The 21,266-nt window shown below is 62.7% G+C and carries 17 protein-coding genes; 11 read left to right on the plus strand and 6 right to left on the minus strand.

Annotated elements, in window-relative coordinates; translation table 11 throughout:
* Positions 1 to 50: 50 nt before the first annotated feature.
* From H145_RS22675 to H145_RS24050, 3 genes are read left to right on the plus strand one after another with little or no spacing between them, the layout of a single operon-like run.
* Entirely contained in the window at positions 51 to 1,265 is a 1,215-nt protein-coding gene (locus tag H145_RS22675; protein ID WP_019947596.1) for a GWxTD domain-containing protein, read from the plus strand.
* Entirely contained in the window at positions 1,229 to 2,302 is a 1,074-nt protein-coding gene (gene rlmB, locus H145_RS0107880) for a 23S rRNA (guanosine(2251)-2'-O)-methyltransferase RlmB (protein ID WP_026351360.1), read from the plus strand. The genes H145_RS22675 and rlmB overlap by 37 nt, the downstream gene beginning before the upstream one ends.
* An 18-nt stretch (positions 2,303 to 2,320) precedes the next feature.
* Complete coding sequence (locus H145_RS24050; RefSeq protein ID WP_157541365.1) at positions 2,321 to 2,902, plus strand: hypothetical protein; 582 nt, start codon at positions 2,321 to 2,323, stop codon at positions 2,900 to 2,902.
* A 49-nt stretch (positions 2,903 to 2,951) separates the two neighbouring features.
* Here the strand turns inward: H145_RS24050 and H145_RS0107885 are convergent, their stop codons facing one another.
* A complete protein-coding gene (locus H145_RS0107885) occupies positions 2,952 to 3,290 on the minus strand; it encodes a hypothetical protein (RefSeq protein WP_019947598.1) in 339 nt (112 codons plus the stop codon).
* Between the two features lie 224 nt (positions 3,291 to 3,514).
* On the opposite strand from H145_RS0107885, the gene H145_RS0107890 reads away from it, so the two are divergent.
* Positions 3,515 to 4,747, plus strand: coding sequence for an NADP-dependent isocitrate dehydrogenase (locus H145_RS0107890; protein WP_019947599.1), 1,233 nt, complete (start codon positions 3,515 to 3,517; stop codon positions 4,745 to 4,747).
* Between the two features lie 178 nt (positions 4,748 to 4,925).
* Here the strand turns inward: H145_RS0107890 and H145_RS0107895 are convergent, their stop codons facing one another.
* Both H145_RS0107895 and H145_RS0107900 read right to left on the minus strand, forming a co-directional pair.
* Entirely contained in the window at positions 4,926 to 6,053 is a 1,128-nt protein-coding gene (locus tag H145_RS0107895) for a mannose-1-phosphate guanylyltransferase (RefSeq protein ID WP_019947600.1), read from the minus strand.
* A 207-nt stretch (positions 6,054 to 6,260) separates the two neighbouring features.
* Entirely contained in the window at positions 6,261 to 7,238 is a 978-nt protein-coding gene (locus H145_RS0107900) for a KpsF/GutQ family sugar-phosphate isomerase (RefSeq protein ID WP_026351350.1), read from the minus strand.
* 181 nt (positions 7,239 to 7,419) lie between these two features.
* Between H145_RS0107900 and recQ the strand changes: the two genes are divergently transcribed.
* Positions 7,420 to 9,618 (plus strand): DNA helicase RecQ, encoded by a 2,199-nt coding sequence (gene recQ / locus H145_RS0107905; protein WP_019947602.1) that lies wholly within the window; start codon positions 7,420 to 7,422, stop codon positions 9,616 to 9,618.
* Positions 9,619 to 9,714: 96 nt separating this feature from the next.
* Here recQ and H145_RS0107910 read toward each other — a convergent pair whose 3' ends face one another.
* The 3 genes from H145_RS0107910 to H145_RS0107920 form a co-directional block, all read right to left on the minus strand.
* Positions 9,715 to 10,659, minus strand: a complete 945-nt coding sequence (locus H145_RS0107910) for a glycosyltransferase family 2 protein (protein WP_019947603.1) — start codon at positions 10,657 to 10,659, stop codon at positions 9,715 to 9,717.
* 35 nt (positions 10,660 to 10,694) lie between these two features.
* Positions 10,695 to 11,405, minus strand: a complete 711-nt coding sequence (locus tag H145_RS0107915; RefSeq protein WP_019947604.1) for a GNAT family N-acetyltransferase — start codon at positions 11,403 to 11,405, stop codon at positions 10,695 to 10,697.
* A gap of 163 nt (positions 11,406 to 11,568) precedes the next feature.
* A complete protein-coding gene (locus tag H145_RS0107920) occupies positions 11,569 to 11,991 on the minus strand; it encodes a BrxA/BrxB family bacilliredoxin (protein ID WP_019947605.1) in 423 nt (140 codons plus the stop codon).
* 167 nt (positions 11,992 to 12,158) lie between these two features.
* Between H145_RS0107920 and H145_RS0107925 the strand changes: the two genes are divergently transcribed.
* The 6 genes from H145_RS0107925 to H145_RS0107950 all read left to right on the plus strand — a co-directional run bounded on the left by H145_RS0107925 (position 12,159) and on the right by H145_RS0107950 (position 21,168).
* On the plus strand, positions 12,159 to 12,452 hold the full coding sequence (locus tag H145_RS0107925) for a hypothetical protein (protein ID WP_019947606.1): 294 nt from the start codon (positions 12,159 to 12,161) through the stop codon (positions 12,450 to 12,452).
* A gap of 279 nt (positions 12,453 to 12,731) precedes the next feature.
* Positions 12,732 to 13,793: a tetratricopeptide repeat protein gene (locus tag H145_RS0107930; RefSeq protein WP_019947607.1), complete on the plus strand. Its 1,062-nt coding sequence runs from the start codon at positions 12,732 to 12,734 to the stop codon at positions 13,791 to 13,793.
* 114 nt (positions 13,794 to 13,907) lie between these two features.
* Positions 13,908 to 15,947, plus strand: a complete 2,040-nt coding sequence (locus tag H145_RS20460; protein ID WP_019947608.1) for an OmpA family protein — start codon at positions 13,908 to 13,910, stop codon at positions 15,945 to 15,947.
* A gap of 299 nt (positions 15,948 to 16,246) precedes the next feature.
* Complete coding sequence (locus tag H145_RS22680) at positions 16,247 to 19,765, plus strand: hybrid sensor histidine kinase/response regulator (protein WP_019947609.1); 3,519 nt, start codon at positions 16,247 to 16,249, stop codon at positions 19,763 to 19,765.
* A 36-nt stretch (positions 19,766 to 19,801) separates the two neighbouring features.
* Positions 19,802 to 20,512, plus strand: coding sequence for a LytR/AlgR family response regulator transcription factor (locus tag H145_RS0107945; protein WP_019947610.1), 711 nt, complete (start codon positions 19,802 to 19,804; stop codon positions 20,510 to 20,512).
* 47 nt (positions 20,513 to 20,559) lie between these two features.
* The gene (locus H145_RS0107950; protein ID WP_019947611.1) at positions 20,560 to 21,168 is read left to right on the plus strand and encodes a PKD domain-containing protein; all 609 of its coding nucleotides are present in this window, start codon (positions 20,560 to 20,562) and stop codon (positions 21,166 to 21,168) included.
* The last annotated feature ends 98 nt before the right edge of the window (positions 21,169 to 21,266 follow it).

The following is a 21,266-nucleotide window of genomic DNA, read 5'->3' on the forward strand; positions in this document are numbered from 1 at the left end:
TTAGCTTGGGTTTTCACGCGGTTTACCTATCCCACCTTTCCAGTTATTGTATGAAAAACCTCGCCCCGCTGCTGCTGCTATTACTGACGTTACTTGGTGCGGGGCCGCTGCAGGCCGCCCCGCGCCGCGACTTTGCCAACCAGTACCGGCCGGGCCGCACTATTGAGGTGGACACCCGCCGCGAGGGCGACAGCCTGCGGGTGTACCTGCGGTTTCCGAACCAGAGCGCGCAGCGGCGCCGGGTACCGCTGCAGGTAATGAGCTGGGCTGATTTCAACGCCCGCCGCCCCCTTTGGCAGGACACGGTGCGCGGCGTCGGCCGCCGCCTGCGCACCGATGGCGACCTGGACCGCCTGAGCTTTACGCTGCCGCTGAGCCGTCTGGTGGCCGGGCAGGTGCTGAGCATGGCCTTCGGGCCGGCCACGGAAGCCATGAGCGGCGACGCGGCCTGGCTGCGGCTCACGCCTTCAACCCTCAACCGCAGCTTCGTGCTGATTGACTCGCTGAGCCGGCCGCTGATGCGCCGCTACGTGCGGGCCCGCGAGGTTTTTGGAGTAGAAGCCTACGCGCCCGGCCAAAGCCTGACGGCGTATCGGTACCCGCTCAGCTCGCAGGCCGCGGCCCCGCCCATGGCGGCCAGCAGCACCCTGGGCCAGCAGCCGCGCACGCTGGGCCTGCAGGATTCGGCCCGCTTCAATGCCGACCAGCTGCTGCGGCTGCCCGCCGGCCTGTACCTGCTGCGCGTGGGCAACCAGGGCCCCAACCTGGGTTTGCTGGTCGAGGAGAACCGGTTTCCCAAGCTCACGTCGGCCGATGAGCTGATTGCGCCGCTGATTTACGTGTCGACCTCGCAGGAGCGCCAGAAACTATTTGATGCGCCCGACCCCAAAAAAGCCGTCGACCAGTTCTGGCTCGGCGTAGCCAACGACGACCAGGACCGGGCCCGGGCGCTGATTCGCGCGTTTTACGGCCGGGTGGTAGCGGCCAACCAGTTATTTTCGGCCCACAAAGCCGGCTGGCTCACCGACCGGGGCATGCTGTTGCAGGTGATGGGCGCGCCCGAAACTGTGTACCGCAGCGGCAACGAGGAGCGGTGGGTGTACCGCGGCTACCAGACCCAGAACAGCACGTTCGTCTTCCGCGCCAAACCCAGTACCTTTGCGCCCGACAACTACGAACTGGTGCGCCGTCCCGAGCATGAATATCTCTGGTATGCCGCCGTGGAGCTATGGAGAAAAGGACTAATCGCCCAGCCCGGCCGGTAACCGAACGCCGCCAATATTTCGACTCGCAGAACCGCCCCGTGCCCAACCGCCGCACCCCACGCGAGGACCAGGGCCGCGATGAGAGCCGCGACGATGCCCCGCGCTTTGAGCGCAGCCGCGCCGAGGGAGGCCGCTTCGATGATGAGCAGTTCAGCGAGCCGCGCCCGCGTCGCGACGAGGAGCGCTCCGAGGGCCGGCGCGACGAGGGCGGCAACCGCGAAGGTGGCCGCCGGCCGTCGTCATCGTCTGACAAGCCGCGCTACCCCCACCGCCCGCCTCAGGACCGCAGCATCGACATGATTTTCGGGCTCCGGCCCATTCTGGAGGCGCTGAGCGCGGGCCGCACGCTGGACAAGATTTTCCTGCTGCGCGCCACCAAAAACTCCATGACCCAGGACATCAACACGCTGGCCCGCGAAGCCAACGTGCCCGTGTCGATGGTACCGGTGGAAAAGCTCGACAACATCACCCGCAAAAACCACCAGGGCGCCGTGGCCTTCGTGTCGCCGATTGACTACATGCCGCTGGACAACATTCTGGCCGGCTTGTACGAGGAGGGCAAAACGCCCCTGCTGCTGGTGCTGGATCGGATTACCGACGTGCGCAACTTCGGCTCCATTGCCCGCAACGCCGAGTGTCTGGGCGTGCACGCCATTGTGGTGCCCAGCCACGGCGCGGCCCAAATCAACGGCGACGCGCTCAAAACCTCGGCCGGCGCGCTCAACCTGATTCCGGTCTGCCGCGAGCACAACCTCAAGCAAACCCTCACCTTCCTGCGCGAATCGGGGGTGCAGGTGGTGGCCTGTACCGAGAAGTCGGATGCCAGCCTGGAAGCCGAAACCGTAGACCTGACCGGCCCCCTGGCCATCCTGATGGGCTCGGAGGAAGACGGCATCAGCCCCGAATACCTGCGCCTCGCCGACCACAAGCTGCGCATCCCGATGGCCGGCCAAATCAGCTCCCTCAATGTATCGGTAGCCAGCGGCATTATGCTGTACGAGGTGCTCCGGCAACGGCTGGGAAAGAATAATATTTAACAAACTATAAAGCTATTCATGGATTTCTACGACCCTAGAAAAAACAAAACTAGCATCTGGAAAAAGACAAAAAATATTATTCCATTTATAGCTGCTATTGTATTATCTATACTATCGATACATATAAACTACAAAGGAATTACCACAGCCAGTGGAAGAGAGGTGTTGTTATATTGGCCATATTTTAGACACTCTATTATATTAACTACAATAACCTGGCTTTTTACAGAGCATTGTGCTCTCAATTTTAAAACTTCAAATTCTGAATCTAGTGCAAGGGAGTATGATGCTACTGGGGATGTCGTAACATTCATGTTTGGTTTTTTTCCGTATGTTATATTATTGTTGTACCCTCTTTCAGAGCAATTACACTTACCACATGATTCTGCTATATTGAGCACTATAATAGCGTTATCTATAACGCAAACCCTCTGCTGTTACGGACTACTAATTAATAAATTAGGAAAATCGCTAAATGCTAAATCAATTGCTATTGGAATTTCAATTAATTTAATATTTATATTTGGATCTTCATACGCACATGGCTATAATTACAGCAATAGTGGAGGCCGTTATAAAATCGACGAGTATGGCGAATGATTTTTATTATATTATATGTAAACAATAATATTGACAATAAATTCTCTTTTCAACTCAGCAGCCCCGCCTGCTTGGCAGCCGCCAGCAGTTGCGGCGCGTTTTTGAGCGTGGCGGCCACGAAGCGCTTGCCGGATTCCTTCACCTCGTCGCGGCTGACTTCGTGCATTTCTTCGCGCACGAACTCGCTTAGCTGGTGCAAGGCCTCACGCAGTGCTTTGTGCTTGGGCTGCTCCGAATGCAGTTGCTGTTGCACCAGAGCCAGCTGCTCGCGGATTTTCTCGCGGCGCGAACTGAACACCGTGTGGTGGCCAACGTGGGGGCGGATGCGCTCGACCAGTTCCAGCAGCGGGCGCAGGCGGTGGCCGGTAGCCAGGGCGGCATCGGCCAAGTGGTCGCGCTTGCGGAGTGGAGCGGAGTCGGGTATGTGGGCGGAGCGGGTGAGCGGGGCACGTGCCGCAGCGGGGGCTAAAGTAAGCGGAAACCCGGAACCGCCGGCACCGCCGGCCCGGTAAAATAGGCGGCGCTTCGTGGCCTATGCCTATCTTATGGCCGCAAAGGCCGGCCCGGTTGGCCGGCCGGAGCCTCTTTTACTTTTTCCTTATCCCCCACCCCATGACTAAAATCAAGGTAGCCAATCCGGTAGTTGAGCTCGATGGCGACGAGATGACCCGCATCATCTGGAAATTCATCAAAGACAAGCTCATCACCCCTTACCTCGACCTCGACATCAAGTACTACGACCTCGGCCTGGAGTACCGCGACGAAACCAACGACCAGGTAACCATCGACGCCGCCAACGCCATCAAGCAGTACGGCGTGGGCATCAAGTGCGCCACCATCACGCCCGACGAGCAGCGGGTGGAGGAGTTCGGCCTCAAGCAGATGTGGAAGTCGCCCAACGGCACTATTCGTAATATTCTGGATGGCACGGTGTTCCGCGAGCCGATTGTGATGAGCAACGTGCCCCGCCTCGTGCCCAACTGGACGGCCCCCATCTGCATCGGCCGCCACGCGTTCGGCGACCAGTACAAGGCCACCGACTTCGTGACCAAGGGCAAGGGCAAGCTCACCATCACCTTCACGCCCGAAGACGGCGGCGAGGAGCAGTCGTTTGAGGTCTACAACTTCAAGGGCGACGGCGTGGCCCTGGCCATGTACAACACCGACGAAAGCATCCGCGGCTTCGCCCACGCCTGCTTCAACCAGGCCCTGATGAAGGGCTGGCCGCTGTATTTGAGCACCAAAAACACCATCCTCAAGAAGTACGATGGCCGCTTCAAGGATATCTTCCAGGAGATTTACGAGCAGGAATACGCTACCAAATTCCAGGAGGCCGGCATCACCTACGAGCACCGCCTGATCGACGACATGGTGGCCTCGGCGCTGAAATGGCACGGCAACTTCGTGTGGGCCTGCAAGAACTACGACGGCGACGTGCAGAGCGACACCGTGGCCCAGGGTTTCGGCTCGCTGGGGTTGATGACCTCGACGCTGGTAACGCCCGATGGCAAGACGATGGAAGCCGAAGCCGCTCACGGCACCGTGACGCGCCATTACCGCGACCATCAGAAGGGCAAGCCCACGAGCACCAACCCCATCGCCAGCATTTTCGCCTGGACGCGCGGCCTGGAATTCCGCGGCAAGCTCGATGGCAACCAAGAGCTCATCGACTTCTGCCACGCCTTGGAGGCCGTGTGCATCGAAACCGTGGAAAGCGGCAAGATGACCAAGGACCTGGCCGTCAACATCCACGGCAACAAGGTGGAGCACGGCCGCGACTACCTCTACACCGAGGAATTCCTGGCCGCGCTGGACGAGAACCTGCAAGCAAAGCTTAGAGCTTAGGTTTTAGAGCTTAGGTTTTGGGACTTAGAGCCTAGATGGTTCTGTCATCCTGAGTAAAGCGAAGGACCTTATCACGTTGAAACGAGTCGTTGTTACGATTGTCGTTCAGACGTGATAAGGTCCTTCGCTTTGCTTAGGATGACAGAACCATCTAGGCTCTAAGTCCAAAGCTCTAAAATCAATTATAGCCTCCGCCCTTCTTCGATTTCACGTCGGCTACGAACTCCTTGACGCGTTGCTCCTCGGTGCGCTTGCAGATGAGCAGCACGTTGTCGTACTCGGCCACGATGTAGCCTTCGAGGCCCTGTACTACCACGAGGCGCTCGGGCGGGGTTTTGATGACGCACTCGCGGGTGTCGTAGAGCAGGGCGTTGCCGTCGACGACGTTTTCGTCGGCGTCGTGCTGGCCCATGCGGTGCAGCGAGTCCCAGGTGCCCAGGTCGCTCCAGCCGAAGTCGGCGGGCAGCACGTACACGTTGTCGGCCTTTTCCATCACGCCGTAGTCGATGCTGATGTTGCGGCAGAGGCTGTAGGCGCGGGTGATGAAGGCCTCCTCGCCGGGCGTACCGAGCTGGTCGGCGCCCTCATCGAACACCTCGGCAATGTCGCTCAGGTATTGGTGGAAGGCCCGCACGATGGCATCGGCCCGCCACACGAACAGGCCCGAGTTCCAGAGGAACTCGCCGCTGCTCACAAACATCTGGGCCAGCTCGGCATTGGGCTTTTCGGTGAAGGTTTTCACCTTGCGCAGCTCCTTCGGAAACGAGCCATCGGCGTGGCCCGGCACCCGGCGCACATCCTGGGGCCGCACCTCGTCGTCGATAAACTGGATGTAGCCGTAGCCGGTATCGGGCCGTGAGGGCTGAATACCGAGTGTGATGAGCACGTTGTGGCTGCGGGCACCGGCCAGCGCCGTGCGGATGGCTTCCCGGAAGTTGTCCTCGTGCATCACCACGTGGTCGGCGGGCGTTACCACAATCACGGCTTCGGGGTCGAGGCGGGCGATGCGGTAGCTGGCGTAGGCGATGCAGGGGGCCGTGTTGCGGCCGATGGGCTCGCCCAAAATCTGGTGGGGCGCCAGCTCGGGCAGGTGCTGCTGCACCAGTTCGGTATAGTCGCGGTTGGTCACCACGAACACGTTTTCGGGCGGGCAAATGCCGGCAAAACGGTCCACGGTCAGCTGAAGCATGGAGCGGCCCAGGCCCAGCACGTCGTGGAACTGCTTGGGGTGGTGGGTGCGGCTGAAGGGCCAGAAGCGGCTGCCAATGCCGCCGGCCATCACCACTAAGTAGGTATGTTGGTCCATGAAGTCAAGCTTGTTTTCCGGAAAGTTAGGGCTTTGCCGGGGGTGAGGGCAAACCCGCCTGTCATCCTGAGCATTCCGCGAATTGAGCGGCGACGAAGGACCTATGCAGAGGCTAGCATCAAACAATAGCTTCCGTATAGGTCCTTCGTCGCCGCTCAATTCGCGGAATGCTCAGGATGACAGACGGATTCCAGCGTCTCCCCGCCCCTACACCAGCCCCTCGCGCAGCAAATCGTGCAGGTGGATGAAGCCGCTGAACCGGCCCTGCTCGGTTACCAGCAGCTGGGTGATGTTGCGGGCCTGCATGCGGGCCAGAGCCTCTACGGCAAAATCGTCCACTTCCACCGTCACGGGGCCGGGCGTGAGGATGTCGCGGGCCGTGACGGCGTCGAGGCGGCCGGCGTGGGCCGTGAGCATGCGGCGCAGGTCGCCGTCGGTGATAATGCCGACCAGTTCGCCGGCCTCACTCAGCACGGCGGTGGCGCCCAGGCGCTTGCCCGATATTTCGAGAATGATGTCGCGCAGCGGGGCCGATTCGGTTACCTGGGGCTGCTGGTTCTGGCGGCTCAGGTCGCCTACTTTCAAATAGAGCTGCTTGCCTAGCGTGCCGCCGGGGTGCAGGCCCGCAAAATCCTGGCGCGAGAAGTCGCGGCTTTCGAGCAGGCACACGGCCAGCGCGTCGCCCAGGGCCAGCGCGGCGGTGGTGCTGGTGGTGGGCGCCAGGTTGTGGGGGCAGGCCTCGCGGGTTACCGGGGCGTGCAAAATGTAATCGGCCTGCTGGCCCAGGTAGGAGTCGGCGTTGCTGACCAGGGCGGCCAGCGGCACGCCCTTGCGCTTGAGCAGCGGCACGAGCACCTTTATTTCGGGTGTGTCGCCCGACTTGCTGATGGCAATGACGAAATCATCGGCCTGAATCATGCCCAGGTCGCCGTGGATGGCGTCGGCGGCGTGCATGAACAGGGCGGGCGTGCCGGTAGAGTTGAAGGTGGCCACCATCTTGCCCGCAATGTGGGCGCTCTTGCCAATGCCCGTGACAACAACGCGGCCCCGGCGGCTCAGAACTGCTTCTACGCATTGTGCAAAATCGGGCCGCTCGTCGAGCGCGGCGGCGACGCCCTGGATGGCCTCGGCTTCGAGCAGAAGCACTTTTTTTGCGAGGCTATGAAGTTCGGTTGGCAGTTTCAATCTAAATTTGATAGTGCGGTTCGAAAGCGGGGCCGAAGCGAGGGGAATTATCCGGCCGCGGCCAGCCCCATTGTTTCGCCTGCGCGGCCGCAAATCCCGGTAAAATCCTTAGATTGAGGAAGCGGCCCGAAGTAGCTGCTTTATCAGTCTATCAACTAAACAAGCGTACGTGCGGATGTCGATGTCAGTGGAAACCCCCGAAGTCCAGCAAGCTGCTGATTTGAAGGGCAAGTTAAAGGAAGTTTTCGGCTACGGGCAGTTCCGCGGCGTGCAGGAGGATATCATCAACAACGTAATTGCCGGCCACAATACGTTCGTTATCATGCCCACCGGGGCCGGCAAAAGCCTCTGTTACCAGCTGCCGGCGCTGGTGCTGCCGGGCACGGCCATCGTCATCTCGCCGCTGATTGCCCTGATGAAAAACCAGGTCGACCAGCTCAACGCCTTCGGCGTGAATGCGCAGTTTCTGAACTCGACGCTGAGCAAATCGGAGATGAACCGGGTGAAGCGCGACGTGATTAGCGGCGAGGTGCGGCTGCTGTACGTGGCGCCCGAAAGCCTGACCAAGGACGAAACCATCGAGTTTCTCAACAAGGCCACCATCAGCTTCGTGGCCATTGATGAGGCCCACTGCATTTCGGAGTGGGGCCACGATTTCCGGCCCGAGTACCGCAAAATCCGCGGCATCATCGACAACCTCGGCGCCAACGTGCCCATCATTGCCCTCACGGCCACCGCCACGCCCAAGGTGCAGCAGGACATCCAGAAAAACCTGCAGATGGATGATGCTTCGGTGTTCAAAACCAGCTTCAACCGCACCAACCTGTATTATGAGGTGCGGCCCAAGCACAACACCAAAAAGCAGCTGATTCAGTACGTGAAGCAGCGCCAGGGCCAGGCGGGCATCGTGTACTGCCTGAGCCGCAAGAAGGTGGAGGAAATTGCCGAGCTGCTGCGCGTGAACGACGTGCGCGCCCGCCCCTACCACGCCGGCCTCGACCCGCACGTGCGCATGGCCAACCAGGACGCGTTTCTGCACGAGGAGTGCGACGTGATTGTGGCCACCATCGCCTTCGGGATGGGCATCGACAAGCCTGATGTGCGCTTCGTGATACACTACGACACGCCCAAAAGCATCGAGGGCTACTACCAGGAAACCGGCCGCGGCGGCCGCGACGGCATGGACGGCGACTGCCTGATGTTCTACAGCTACGACGACATCATCAAGCTGGAGAAGTTCAACAAGGACAAGCCCGTAACCGAGCGCGACAACGGCAAGCAGCTGCTCCAGGAAATGGCCAACTACGCTGATTCGGCGGTATGCCGGCGCAAACAACTGCTGCACTACTTCGGCGAGGTATACGCTAAGGATTGCGGCTTCTGCGACAACTGCCGCCACCCCCGCGAGCGATTTGAGGCGCGTGACGAGGTGCTGCTGGCCCTGAAAGCCGTGGTGCAGACCGACGAGCGGTTCGGCCTCGACCACATCGGCACGGTGCTCATGGGCATGTCGAACCCGCACGTTATCAGCTACGCCCACAACCAGCTGCCGATTTACGGCCAGGGCAAAGGCCACGACGCGCAGTTCTGGCACTCGCTGCTGCGCCAGACGATGCTTAGCGGACTGCTGGCCAAGGATGTGGAAAATTTTGGCGTAATTCGGATTACCCAGAAAGGCCTGGATTTCATCGAAAACCCCCATTCCATGAAACTCACCAAAGACCACAACTACGATGAGGAAGTGAAGGAGGAGCAGCAGCAGGAGGACGTGCAGCACGCCGCCGGCCACGACGAGGCGCTGTTTGACATGCTGAAGGCACTGCGTAAGAAGGTGGCCAGCCAGAAAAACCTGCCGCCCTACGTGCTGTTCCAGGACCCTTCGCTGAAGGAAATGGCCACTACCTTCCCCACCAAGCCCGACGAGCTGGCCCACATTTCGGGCGTGGGCCAGGGCAAGGCCCAGAAGTTCGGCGCGCCCTTCCTGACGCTGATAAAGCAGTACGTGGAGGACAACGACATCACGACGGCCGCCGACGTGGTGGTGAAATCGGCCGTCAACAAGTCGAAAATCAAGATTTACATCATCCAGCAAATCGACAAGAAGATGGACCTGGAGGAAATTGCCTCCTCCAAGGGCCTCGACATGCGCGAGCTGATGGAGGAAATCGAGCACATCTGCTACTCGGGCACCAAGCTCAACCTGGGCTACTACATCAACGGCGTGCTCGACCAGGACCGCCAGGACGAAATCTACGACTACTTCATGTCGGCCAGCACCGACAACATCGCCGTGGCCCTGAAAGAACTCGGCACCGACGACTACACCGAGGAGGATTTGCGCCTGATGCGCATCAAGTTTCTGAGCGAAGTAGCGAATTAGAGCTGCAAGCCGTAAGCGGCAAGCTGCAAGTTTCTGCCGACCGCCAAACAAATGGCCACCGGCAGAAGCTTGCAGCTTGTGGCTTATAGCTTGCGGCTACAAATCATCCTCCATCGTCCGCTTCACGAAATTGGGACGGCGGGTGGTTTTCAGGTTGATGCGGTAGATATACTCGCCCAGGATGCCCAGGCCCAGCATGATAAGGCCCACGCCGAAGCCGATGGAGATGATGAGCGAGGGGAAGCCGAGCAGGTAGTCGTTGTAGAGCAGCTTGCGCACCAGCACGTAGCCCGAGTAGCCGCTGGTAACGAGGAACACAAGCACCGAAAGTGCCGTGAGCAGGCGGATGGGCAGGTTGGAGAAGGTGACGAAAATATTCAGCGAAAACGCCAGCAGCCGACCCAGCGTGTAGCCGCTCTGGCCGGCCGTGCGGGGCTGGTGCGCCACCGGCACGCTGGCTACGTGGGTCGTCAGCCAGGTCAGGTAACCATCGAGGAAGGTGTGGGAGTTGCGCATGTCGAGGCAGGCGCGGGCAATATCGGTTTTCAGCAGCCGGAAGGCCGAGAAGTGCGGGTGCAGATCGGGAATTCCGGCCCGCAGCAGCTGGCGCATGGCCCGCGAGGCAAAGTTGCGGAAGGGCGAGTGCTGCATCTGCTGCGGCATGCCATACACCACATCATAGTTGCCCTGCTGCTGCCGCGCAATCAGTAGCCCAATGTCGGCGGGGCGGTGCTGCAAATCCTCATCAAGCGTGATAATGAAGCGACCCTGCGCCTCGCCGAAACCGCACAGCAGGGCGTTGTGCTGGCCGAAATTGCGCGTCAGGTGCACGGCCCGCACCAGCGCTGGCCCGTACTGCGCCTGCAGCGCCCGGATAACGGCCCACGAGTCGTCGGGCCCGCAGTCGTAGACGAAAACGATTTCGAACGAGCGGCTGACACCAGTGAAGAAAGCGTGGAGCTGCGCCGTGAGCGTGGCCAGCGTGTCCTGGCCCTGGTACACGGGCACCACCACCGAGTAGTCGAGCGAGTAGTCGAGCATGAGGGCGAAGTTAGTCTTTACCGTGCAGCCCTCTTCTATAACCACAAGTGATATACCAGCTCCTCATGCTCCAGCACAAATCCTTCGCGGCGGTAGAGGCGGCAGGCAGGGTTATCAGCCTGAGTAATGACTTGCACTATCGTGTGGCCAACGGCGGCAGCCCGGGCGCGGGCGGCTTCAATAAACGCGGCCCCGATACCTTGGCCCCGACTGACACTTTCCACGGCTATCAGCTCTATTTGGGTGCGGTTGTCGTGCTGGCTCAGCGCCATAAACCCCCGCACCGGCCCGGCCGGTTGCGGTTGATATACCAGCACCTCGCGGGCCAGTTCGCCGTTAACCGAACGTTCCAGCCAACGCTGATACAGCCGTTCATGCACTTCAGGCGCAAAGTTGGGGTCGGTTTGGAAGCGGGAATACCCGCCGGCCTGAGAGGCCAGGGCGCGCAGACCGGGGCTATAGTCGCGGGTGGGCGCCAGGCCGGCCGGCAGTTGAATGGCTTGCCCGGCTGACACTGGTAACCGAAACCGCACCTTGTGGTCGGCCAACAGGGCTACCGGGCACCCGTCCAGGGCCGCCGCCGCTGCCAAGCCGGGTGGCACAAACCAGTAAATCAGCCGGTAGCCCTGCTGGCGGGCGCGGGCCAGCAGCGGAGCCAGCCCACCGGACGGTAACTCAGACCTGCGGAGCTGGCCCACGGCAAAGCCTAGAAAGTTGGAATCCCAGGGCAGATGCTGAACAGGCACGGGCTGGTTGGTGACGGATGAGAGAACGAATTATGTACAACAAAGCCCGCAGCAGACGGCCACGGGCTTTGTTGTACGTAATTCAAACACGTGTACTTCGCGCTGTATGCCAATTGACAACCTGCCTAAGCACGAAGCACAATCAGCTAAGCACTAAAGAAACCTAGCAGTACTCCTCGAAGGCGCCCTGCAGGTTGTTCACGATGCGCATCAGGTCGTTGCCTTCGATGTGGTAGCGCTCAATCATGTGCACCAGTTCGCCGTCTTTGAACAGAGCAATGCAGGGGCTGCTGGGCGGGTAGGGCAGCATGTGCTGGCGGGCCTGGGCCACGGCCTCCGACTCCATACCGGCAAACACGGTTACGAGCTTGGCGGGTTTCTTCTCGGAGCTGGAAACGGCCATTTTGAGGGCCGGACGGGCTTTGGCGGCGGCGCAGCCACACACCGAGTTCACGGCGACCAGCACGGTGCCGCTGTCGGCCGACAGGGCGGAATCAACTTCTTCGGGGGTCATGAGCTGCTCGAAGCCGGCCTCGGTGAGGTCCTGGCGGATGGGGGCAACCATGTATTCGGGGTAAGTGGCCATAGGTGAAAGCTAGGCGTGAGAAAATGTACTTTCTGGCGGAGCCGGAATCGGGCCGCGGCGTAAAATTACGCAACTCCCGGCGCCCGGCGGCTGCCAGCAGGTAAAACCCCGGCCGGCTCAAGGAAGTTTACTGCCTGAACTGTTTCCCTATCCTCCAGCCCACTAATATGACCTACGACGACTTTCTCGATTCCCAGATTCAGCACGAAGCCCCAGCCGGCCTCTCGCCCCTGCTCGAAGCCCTCTGGTACGCCGGCCGCGACGAGTGGCATAAGGCCCACGCCATTGCCCAGCAGCACGAAGACGCGCCCCTGTTCGACTGGCTGCACGCCTTCCTGCACCGCCAGCAGGGCGACCTCAACAATGCCGCTTACTGGTACCGCCGCGCCGCCCGCCCCGAATTCGACGGCTCGTTGCGCCACGAGTGGCAGGAAATAGTGCGCACTCAACTACCGGATTAAATTTTTTGAGTTGTTGGTGTAGAGACGCGACCCATCGCGTCTTGGTGTTGCTGATGTTGTTTACATGGGGCCGTTCAATGCCGAGACGCGATGGGTCGCGTCTCTACAACCTGTCCGGTAGCCCGGAGTGCCTAATGGCACCACGAGCAGGAATCCGCGCTTTGTATTCGATGCTATTGATTATGGGTAAAGGTCAATATTCCATCTATTAAATTGCTTAATTAGCTAGATTCAGCAGAAAAAATTACATTTATCCCGCGCCTTTGAAATGGGCGGGATATGATGCAAAAAATTCCTGTTTTACTGTTGGGCCTGCTGTTGAGCGCGGCGGCAGCCCGGGCCCAGGTAGATAGCGTGCGGGCCTCTACCCTGCCCCCCGATCAGCAGGCCGAGCGGCTCTACAACAGCGGGCTGGCCAAATTCAACCAGAAAAGCTACCGCGCGGCCGTCCTCGACTTCGACAAGGCCCTGGCTGTGAAGCCCGATTTTGCCCGCGCCTATACCAACCGCGCTGCCGCCCGCTACGAGCTGAAGGACTACCAGCCCGCCGTGCAGGATTACGAGCAGGCCATCAAGCTGGAGCCCAACACCTTCGCGCCGTACTTCGGGCGGGCCCGGGCCGAGGAGGCCTTGCAGCAGCCCGCCGAGGCCGAGCGCGACTACGGCCGGGCCGCCGAGCTGCAGGCCGACTACGCCCCGGCCTGGTACTACCGCGGCGCCCTGCGCTTCGAAAAGGCCGATTACGCCGCCGCCAAAGCCGATTTCGACGCCGCTATCAAGGCCGACCCCGCCTACGCCTACGCCTGGCACGACCGGGGCAGCGCCCAGCGCCGGCTCGGCAACCTGCCCGCCGCCATTCAGGACTACAGCCAGGCCCTCACGCTGCAGCCCGAGCTGCTGCCGGCCCTGCTGAACCGGGCCGGCACCCGCCGCCGCGCCGCCGACCTGAAAGGCGCTTTGCAGGACTATGACGCGTATTTGAGCAAGAAGCAGGACAACGCGCTGGCCTACACCAACCGCGGCGCCACCCGCTACGAGCTGAAGGATTATAAGGGCGCCGTGGAGGATTTCGGGCGGGCCGTAGCCCTTGACGCCGGTTACGCCTTCGCCTGGAACAACCGCGCCGCCGCCTACCTCAAGCTCGAAGACTACCAAAAGGCCGAAGCCGACGCCAGCCAAGCCATCAGCCTGAACAAGGAGTACGCCGAGGCCTACCTCAACCGGGGCCACGCCCGCGAAATGCTCCGCCAGCCCGACGCTGCCTGCCAGGACTGGCACCGCGCCGCCGAGCTGGACCTGGAAGTGGGCCTTACCCACGCCGCCAACTCGGGCTGCCCGTAGCGCGGGAGCCTGTTGCCCATAGAATCAGACCGGCGCATTTTTCAGCCTGGAGAACCAGGCAATCGAAATAAAAGCTAACAGCTAGTAGCTGAAAGCTAATGGCTTAACGAAATTATGCATAAGTACCTGCTCGCTTTTCTGCTGCTCACGGCTTCCGCGGCTTCGGCCCAGAGTGTGGAGTTCAGCAAAGACCGGTTCGGCAACGACAAGGATGGGCTGAAAGCGGCCCAGAAAGACATCAAGGCCGGCGACGCGTTCTACGAATCGGACCCGCCGCGCTACGAGCAGGCGCTGGTGTTCTACCTGAAAGCCCAGCAGTTCAACCCCAGCAACGACCAGCTCAACCTCAAAATTGGCGACTGCTACCTGCATTCGGGCTTTAAGCCGCGGGCGCTGGAATATCTGCAGCGCGCCTACCAGCTCAACCCCGACGTGAGCCCGCGCATCCATTACCTGCTGGGCCGGGGCCTGCACCTGAACGCGAAGTGGGACGCGGCCATTGCCGAGTACAAGCGCGCCCTGCCGGCCACCGGCACCAAAAACACGGCCGGGCTGGTAGCCGACATTCAGAAGAAAATAAAGGAGTGCGAAAACGGCCGCCGGCTGGCCGCTAAGCCCACCCGCGTGTTCATCGACAACGCCGGGCCCGGCGTGAATTCGCCCTACCCCGACTACGGCCCCGTCATCACGGCCGACGAGTCGGTTATCCTGTTTACCTCGCGCCGCGAGGGCTCGACGGGCGGCAAAACCGACCCCGAGCTGGGCGGCTATTTCGAGGATATTTACCAGAGCACCCGCGAAGGCAAGGACGGCTGGAGCGCGGCCCGCAACCTGGGCGAGAACATCAACACCGATGGCCACGACGCCACCGTGGGCCTCTCGCCCGACGGCCAGCGCCTGCTGGTGTACCTGGAAAACAACGGCGGCGACCTGCACCAGGCGGAGTTGCGCGGCACCGAGTGGCGCAAGCCCCAGCAGCTGGGCTCGCGCATCAACTCCCGCTCGCACGAGTCCTCAGCCTCCTACACGCCCGATGGTCGCCACCTGTTTTTCGTGAGCGACAAGGAAGGCGGCCTGGGCTCGCGCGACATCTACCGCATTGAAATAGAGGGCCGCGGGCCGGCTCAGAACCTGGGGCCGGTCATCAACACGCCCTACGGCGAGGAGGGCGTTTTCCTGCACCCCGATGGCAAAACGATGTACTTCAGCTCGGAGGGCCACGACGCTATGGGCGGCTACGACATCTTTAAATCGGTGCTCGAAAACGGCAAGTGGAGCAAGCCCGAAAACCTGGGCTGGCCCATCAATACGCCCGACGACGACGTATTTTTCGTGATTTCGGCCTCGGGCCGGCATGGTTACTACTCGTCCTTCCGCGACGACGGGCTGGGCTCGAAAGACATCTACCGGATTACGTTTCTGGGCCCCGAAAAGCCGCCCGTACTCAGCCAGGAAGATCAGTTGCTGGCCAGCCGCGTGCAGCCGGTAAAGGAAACCCTGCTGGCTCCGCCGGTGGCCATTGTGGCGGCCCAGGTAACCATTCTGAAGGGCGTGGTGAGCGAGGAAGCCAGCCGCCAGCCGCTGGAAGCCACGATTGACGTAATCGACAACTCGCTCAACCAGGTAATTGCCTCGTTCCAGTCGAACGAGAAGTCGGGCCGCTACCTCGTGTCGTTGCCGTCGGGCGTGAACTACGGCATTGTGGTGCGCAAAGACGGCTACCTGTTCCATTCCGAAAACTTCGATTTGCCGGCCGGCGCCGCTTATTCGGAAGTCGTGAAGGACATTGCCCTCAAGAAGCTCGACGTGGGCGTGAAGGTGGTGCTCAACAACATCTTCTTCGATTTCGACAAGGCGACCCTGCGCAAGGAAAGCACCGGCGAGTTGGAGCGCCTCCAGAAGCTGCTGACCGAAACGCCCGCCCTGCGCCTCGAAATTTCGGGCCACACCGACAACGTGGGCAACGCGGCCTACAACAAGGACCTCTCGCAACGCCGCGCCAAAGCCGTGGTCGACTACCTCGTGGGCAAGGGCGTGGAGAAAAGCCGCCTGACCTTCGCCGGCTACGGCGACACCCAGCCGGTGGCCCCCAACACCACCAAAGCCGGCCGCCAGCTCAACCGCCGCACCGAGTTCAAGGTAACGGGGAAGTGAGGAAATTTTGAATTAGGGATTTTGAATTGGCTGTATGGCCGCTGAAGGGGGCCGCAGCCTGGAAAATAAGCCGCCCATCGTTCAGAAAAGCAACGCCCATAGTAGCCCCTACACTATGAACGGTGGATATCGGTGAATAATACCGGGCCTGTATTGTACAAGCACTCAATTCAAAATCCATAATTCAAAATCCATAATTCCTTTTCTTAACGCCTGAACTCACCAGTCTGCTGAGGAAAGCCCATGGCTGAACGCACAAGCCGGTGGCGGTTCGCAACTGCGTGTATCTTGCCGGCCTGATGCGTTGCCTGCTCGTTTTCCTTCTGCTGCTTGCCCAATTTGCCCCTGCCCAGCCGCTGCCGGCCCGGCAGGCGCTGAAGCAGTTCGGGCTGGCCGAGGGGCTGCCGCAGCCGTTCATCTACGCCCTGGCCCAAGACCGCGCCGGCTACCTCTGGCTGGGCACCGCCGAGGGGCTGGTACGCTTTGATGGCACCACGTTCCGCACTTTCACCACCCGCGAAGGGCTGGCCGAGGATTTCGTGACCCAGCTGGCGCTAACGCCGGGCACCGGCCGGCTGGCCGTGCGCCATTTTCAGGGCGGGCTTTCCGTTGAACAGGGCGCCGGCTTCCGGCCCGCTACGCCCGCCGAAACTGGCCTGCCCGCCGCCAGGGGCCTGCTGCCCCCCGACACGGCCCGCCTCGGCCAGCTGCGCCGCCGCTACTACTTGGCGCTGCCCGCCAACCTGACAGTAACCGACGTGCTGCGCGACACCGAAGGCACCTACTGGCTGGCTACGGCCGGGCAGGGCCTGTGGCGCCTCCTCGACCCGCACGTTTCGCTGCGGCCGCTACCCGGCTTGGTTGCGCTGCTCCGCCGCGGGCCGGAGCTGCTGGCTGCCACCCGCACCGGCCAGGTGTTGCGGCTCGATGCCACCGGAACGAACCCGCAGCCGGTGTCGCCGGGCACTACTGCGCCGATTGGCCCCGTTGGGGCCGGCTGGGCCGTGGCCGGCACGGAGGCCGCCGCCGCGTGGCAGCGTAATCTGCCGCTGCTGCTTACTTCCGAAAACACCCGGCTGGCGCTGCAACAGCTGCCGGCCGGACTGAGAGTAACGGCGCTGGCCCAGGACGCGGCCGGGGGCCTGTGGGTGGGCACGGTGGGCGAAGGGGCCTTCTATCTGGATGAAGGCCGGCTGCATCACTACACCACCGCCACCGGCCTGCTCCACAACGATATTTACGCCATTCTGCCCGACCGGCAGGGCCGCGTGTGGTTCGCCACGCACGGCACCGGGCTGGCGGTGCTCGAAGCCGGCCAGTTCCACGTGTACCGCGTGCTGGCCGGCGGCATCGAGGCGTCGGCCCTGAGCCAGGATGCCGCCGGGCGGGTGTGGATTGGGACCGAGGGCGACGGGCTGTTCTGCTTTGAGGGCGGGCGGTTCCGGCAGTTCACGACCCGCAACAGCGGGCTGGTCAGCAACTACTGCTACGGTTTGCTGCCCACGCCTGCCGGCTTGGTGGTGCAGCACGCCGAGGCGCTGAGCCTGGGGCGGGGCGAAGGGTTTGGTCCGCTTACTACGCCCGGCAACCCGCTGGTGCAACAGCTGCTGCCCAACGCCGCCGAGCTGCTGACCGGTCCGGCGCCCGCCGTGCTGCTGGCTAGCCGGGCGGGTTTGCTGCGGGTGGGCCTGCCCGCGCTGCCCGCCGCAGTTCGGCCCCGGGTGGCGTTGGTGGGGGTTGAGGTAGACGGTGCCCGCCACCGGCCCGACTCGCTGGGCGAGCTGCCGGCGGGGGCGCATCACCTCACCTGGTTTTTCCGCACGGCCAGCCTGGCCCCGGCCGGTAGCTGGCAGTACCAGTACCGGCTGCGGGGCTACCAACCCCGCTGGAGTCATGCCAGCGGGTTCACGGAGGCCGACTTTCCCCGGCTCGGACCCGGCCGCTACACGCTGGAGGTGCGCGCCCGGCGCGGTGCCGAAGGCGCCTGGGGCCCGGTTACCGCGGCTTCGTTTGGGGTGGCCACGCCGTTTTGGCAGACCGGCTGGTTTGCCCTGTTGAGCGTAGCGACGGTGCTCGGGGGCATCTGGGGCCTGCTGCGGGTGCGCACCGCCGCGCTGCGCCGCCAGAAGCGGCTGCTCGAAGCCACAGTGCACGAGCGCACGACCGAGCTGCGGCGGCAGAAAGCGGCCACCGAGCAGGTAAACGCCGATTTGCTGGTGGCCCGCGACGCGGCCGAGGCGTCGCAACGGGCCAAGGCGCAGTTTCTGGCCAACATGAGCCACGAAATCCGCACGCCGCTCAACGCCGTTATCGGCCTCACGCACCTGCTGCGCGGCACCCGCGTCGATACCACGCAGCAGGAGTATCTGGAGGCCATTCAATCGTCGTCGCAGAACCTGCTGGTCATTCTCAACGACATTCTCGACTCCTCGAAGATGGAAGCCGGCAAGCTTACGCTGGAGCAGGTGCCCTTCCGGCTGCCGGCGCTGCTGGCGCGGGTGCAGGCCATGTTCCGCTTTGCCCTCGATGCCAAAGACCTGTATCTGCGCACCGAAATCGGCCCCGGCGTGCCCGAGGCCATTACCGGCGACCCGGTGCGGCTGCAGCAGGTGCTGGTGAATCTGGTGGGCAACGCCGTGAAGTTCACGGCCCGCGGCGGCCTTACGCTGCTGCTCGAAGCCTTACCAGCTGATAATCCAGCCGACCTAGCCAGGCTGCGGTTTGGGGTGCGCGACACGGGCATCGGCATTGCGGCCGGGCAGCAGGAGGCTATTTTCGAGGATTTCTCGCAGGCCAACGCCAGCACCACCCGCCAGTACGGCGGCACCGGGCTGGGCCTGAGCATCGCCCGCAACCTGGTGCGGTTGCACAGCGGGCGGCTGTGGGTGGAAAGCACCGAGGGGCACGGCAGCACGTTCTGGTTTGAAATTCCGGCCCGCCCCGCCGACCCGGCCGCCATTCCGCCCGAAGCCGCTGCCGTGCTGCCGCCGTTCGAGCCGGCCCTGCGGGTCCTGGTGGCCGAAGACAACCTGCTCAACCAGCTCGTGGCCCGCCGCACCCTCGAAGCCTGGAACGTGCACGTAACCGTGGCCGACAACGGCCGGCTGGCCGTGGAGGCTGCCCGCCAGCAGCCCTTCGATGCCGTGCTGCTCGATGTGCAGATGCCCGAAATAGACGGCTACGAGGCGGCCCGCCAGCTGCGACGGCTCTTCCCCGACCCGGCCCAACTACCGCTAATCGGCCTCACAGCCTCGGCTCTGCCCGAAGACCGCGTGCTGGCCCTGGCCGCCGGCATGAACGACACGCTGGCCAAGCCCTTCGACCCGGCCGTGCTCTACGCCCGCCTGGCCCACTACACCAGCCGTAGTGCCGCCGCCGAACCTGCTCCTACCTTAAGTGCTGCCCCGCCAGAGGCTTCTGCCGTGCCGCTTCCCGATGGTGAGCTGCTGCCAGCCGGCCCCGCTCCCGCCGAGCTGCCCGACTGGACGCTGCTGCAGGAACTGGCCGGCGGCAGCCCGGCCTTCGTGGGCCAGATTGTGCGCACCTTCCTGGCGCAGGCGCCGCCGCTGGTGCAGGCCCTGCCCCAGCTTTCGGGGCTGGCCCTGGCCGAGGCGGCCCACAAGCTGCGGGGCCAGGTGGCGTACTTCGGCCTACCGCAGCTTTGCCAACAGCTGGAGGAGCTGGAAGCCGCGGCCCGCCACGCAGAGGCGCCGCACCCGGCCGGGCCCGAACTGCTGGCCAATATCCAAGGCCGTTTGCAGGCGCTGTTTCCGGTGCTGGAGCAGCAGCTGGAGGCAACCGGGCAGCTTCTGCCCTGATGGAATTCTGCCAAGAAACCCTGTAGCTTTGCTTCTATGGCTGAAACTCCCGCTTCCCTCCGCTGCCTGGTGGTCGACGACGACCCGCTGGCCGTGCAGATTGTCGAAAACTGCGTCGCCAACACGCCCTTTCTGAGCCACGCCGGCAGCTGCGCCAGCGCCCTGGCCGCCGCCGAAGTGCTGCGCGCCCAGCCCATCGACCTGCTGTTTCTGGATGTGGAAATGCCGCTGATGTCGGGCCTGGATTTGCTGCGTACTCTGCGCCACCCGCCGCTGGTGGTGCTCATTACCAGCAACAAAGGCTACGCCGTGGAGGCCTTCGAGTACGCCGTGCTCGATTACCTGGTGAAGCCCATCAGCTACGCCCGTTTTCTGCAGGCCGCCCAGCAGGCCCGCGAGGCCGTAGCGGCCCGCGCTCAGCCCACCGCACCCGACGACGCGTTTACCTTCGTGAAGGTGGACAGCCGGCTGGTGAAGGTACAGTTCGAGGACGTGCTGTACGTGGAGGCCCTCGGCGACTACGTGCACATCATCACCAAAACCAGCAAGCTCATCGTGTACAGCACGCTGCGGGCCATTGCCGAGAAGTTTCCGGCGGCGCTGTTTATGCGGGTGCACCGCTCGTTTATCGTCAACATCCGCCAGATTCAGACCATCGAAGACAACTCCATTCTGTTGGCCGACAAGCACGTGCCCATCGGCCAGACTTACCAGAAAGAGGTTTTCCAACGCCTGAACCGGTTCTGATCATAATTGGGCAACGCCCTTTTCTTATCCATATTTTCACTGCTCCCGTGCTGCTTCGCCTGATCTGTTCTGTGCTGCTCCTGCTGCCTGTGCTGCTGGCCTCCCGCCCGGCCGCGGCCCAGCAGCCCGGCGACACGACCAGCGTAGCCTGCCCGCCGCCGCGCGTGCCCAGGTTGTGCGTCGAGCTGGATGCGAGCCGGGCCGTCGACCCCGCCGCCGGGCCGCTCACCTTCCGCTGGAACATGGGCGACGGCACCACGCTGACCGGCCCCACCGTGGCCCACTGCTACGCCGAGCGCCGCCGCTACACCGTGCGCCTCGACGTGGTGGATGAGGCCAGCGGCGAGGTGCGGGAGGCCGAAAAACTGCTCGACGTCGATTTCACCAGGCAGACTGTGGTCAACTTCCGGGCCGCCGATACGGTGCGGGTGGGCCAGCCGGTGGCCTTCGACGCCGCCGACTCGCAGCTGCCGGCCTGCGAGAACATGGTGGTTATCTGGGATTTTCGCGACGGCGCCACCGGCACCGGCCCGCGGGTGGAGCACCGCTTCCGCCGGCCCGGCCGCTACGCCGTGCGCATGGCCCTGCGCGCCAACGGCCCCGGCTCCTGCCCCGACAGCCACTGCGTGAGCCGCCAGGTGGTAGTGCTGCCGTAGCCGCTCAGCTAGGTTTTTGCGCGCTTGGTCGGGCCATTGCCCCCACTCAACCGGCAACGCTCGGCGGGCCCAAGCCGGCGCGCTATCTTCGGCCGCCC

Source organism: Hymenobacter aerophilus DSM 13606, from assembly GCF_000382225.1.
GTDB lineage: Bacteria > Bacteroidota > Bacteroidia > Cytophagales > Hymenobacteraceae > Hymenobacter > Hymenobacter aerophilus.

Excerpts from the sequence above, each read along its gene's own strand:
- H145_RS22675 (WP_019947596.1), top strand. The coding sequence starts at position 51 with ATGAAAAACCTCGCCCCGCTGCTGCTGCTATTACTGACGTTACTTGGT.
- rlmB (WP_026351360.1), top strand. The coding sequence starts at position 1,229 with ATGGAGAAAAGGACTAATCGCCCAGCCCGGCCGGTAACCGAACGCCGC.
- H145_RS24050 (WP_157541365.1), top strand. The coding sequence starts at position 2,321 with ATGGATTTCTACGACCCTAGAAAAAACAAAACTAGCATCTGGAAAAAG.
- H145_RS0107890 (WP_019947599.1), top strand. The coding sequence starts at position 3,515 with ATGACTAAAATCAAGGTAGCCAATCCGGTAGTTGAGCTCGATGGCGAC.
- H145_RS0107895 (WP_019947600.1), bottom strand. The coding sequence starts at position 6,053 with ATGGACCAACATACCTACTTAGTGGTGATGGCCGGCGGCATTGGCAGC.
- recQ (WP_019947602.1), top strand. The coding sequence starts at position 7,420 with ATGTCAGTGGAAACCCCCGAAGTCCAGCAAGCTGCTGATTTGAAGGGC.
- H145_RS0107910 (WP_019947603.1), bottom strand. The coding sequence starts at position 10,659 with ATGCTCGACTACTCGCTCGACTACTCGGTGGTGGTGCCCGTGTACCAG.
- H145_RS0107920 (WP_019947605.1), bottom strand. The coding sequence starts at position 11,991 with ATGGCCACTTACCCCGAATACATGGTTGCCCCCATCCGCCAGGACCTC.
- H145_RS0107925 (WP_019947606.1), top strand. The coding sequence starts at position 12,159 with ATGACCTACGACGACTTTCTCGATTCCCAGATTCAGCACGAAGCCCCA.
- H145_RS0107930 (WP_019947607.1), top strand. The coding sequence starts at position 12,732 with ATGATGCAAAAAATTCCTGTTTTACTGTTGGGCCTGCTGTTGAGCGCG.
- H145_RS20460 (WP_019947608.1), top strand. The coding sequence starts at position 13,908 with ATGCATAAGTACCTGCTCGCTTTTCTGCTGCTCACGGCTTCCGCGGCT.
- H145_RS22680 (WP_019947609.1), top strand. The coding sequence starts at position 16,247 with ATGCGTTGCCTGCTCGTTTTCCTTCTGCTGCTTGCCCAATTTGCCCCT.
- H145_RS0107945 (WP_019947610.1), top strand. The coding sequence starts at position 19,802 with ATGGCTGAAACTCCCGCTTCCCTCCGCTGCCTGGTGGTCGACGACGAC.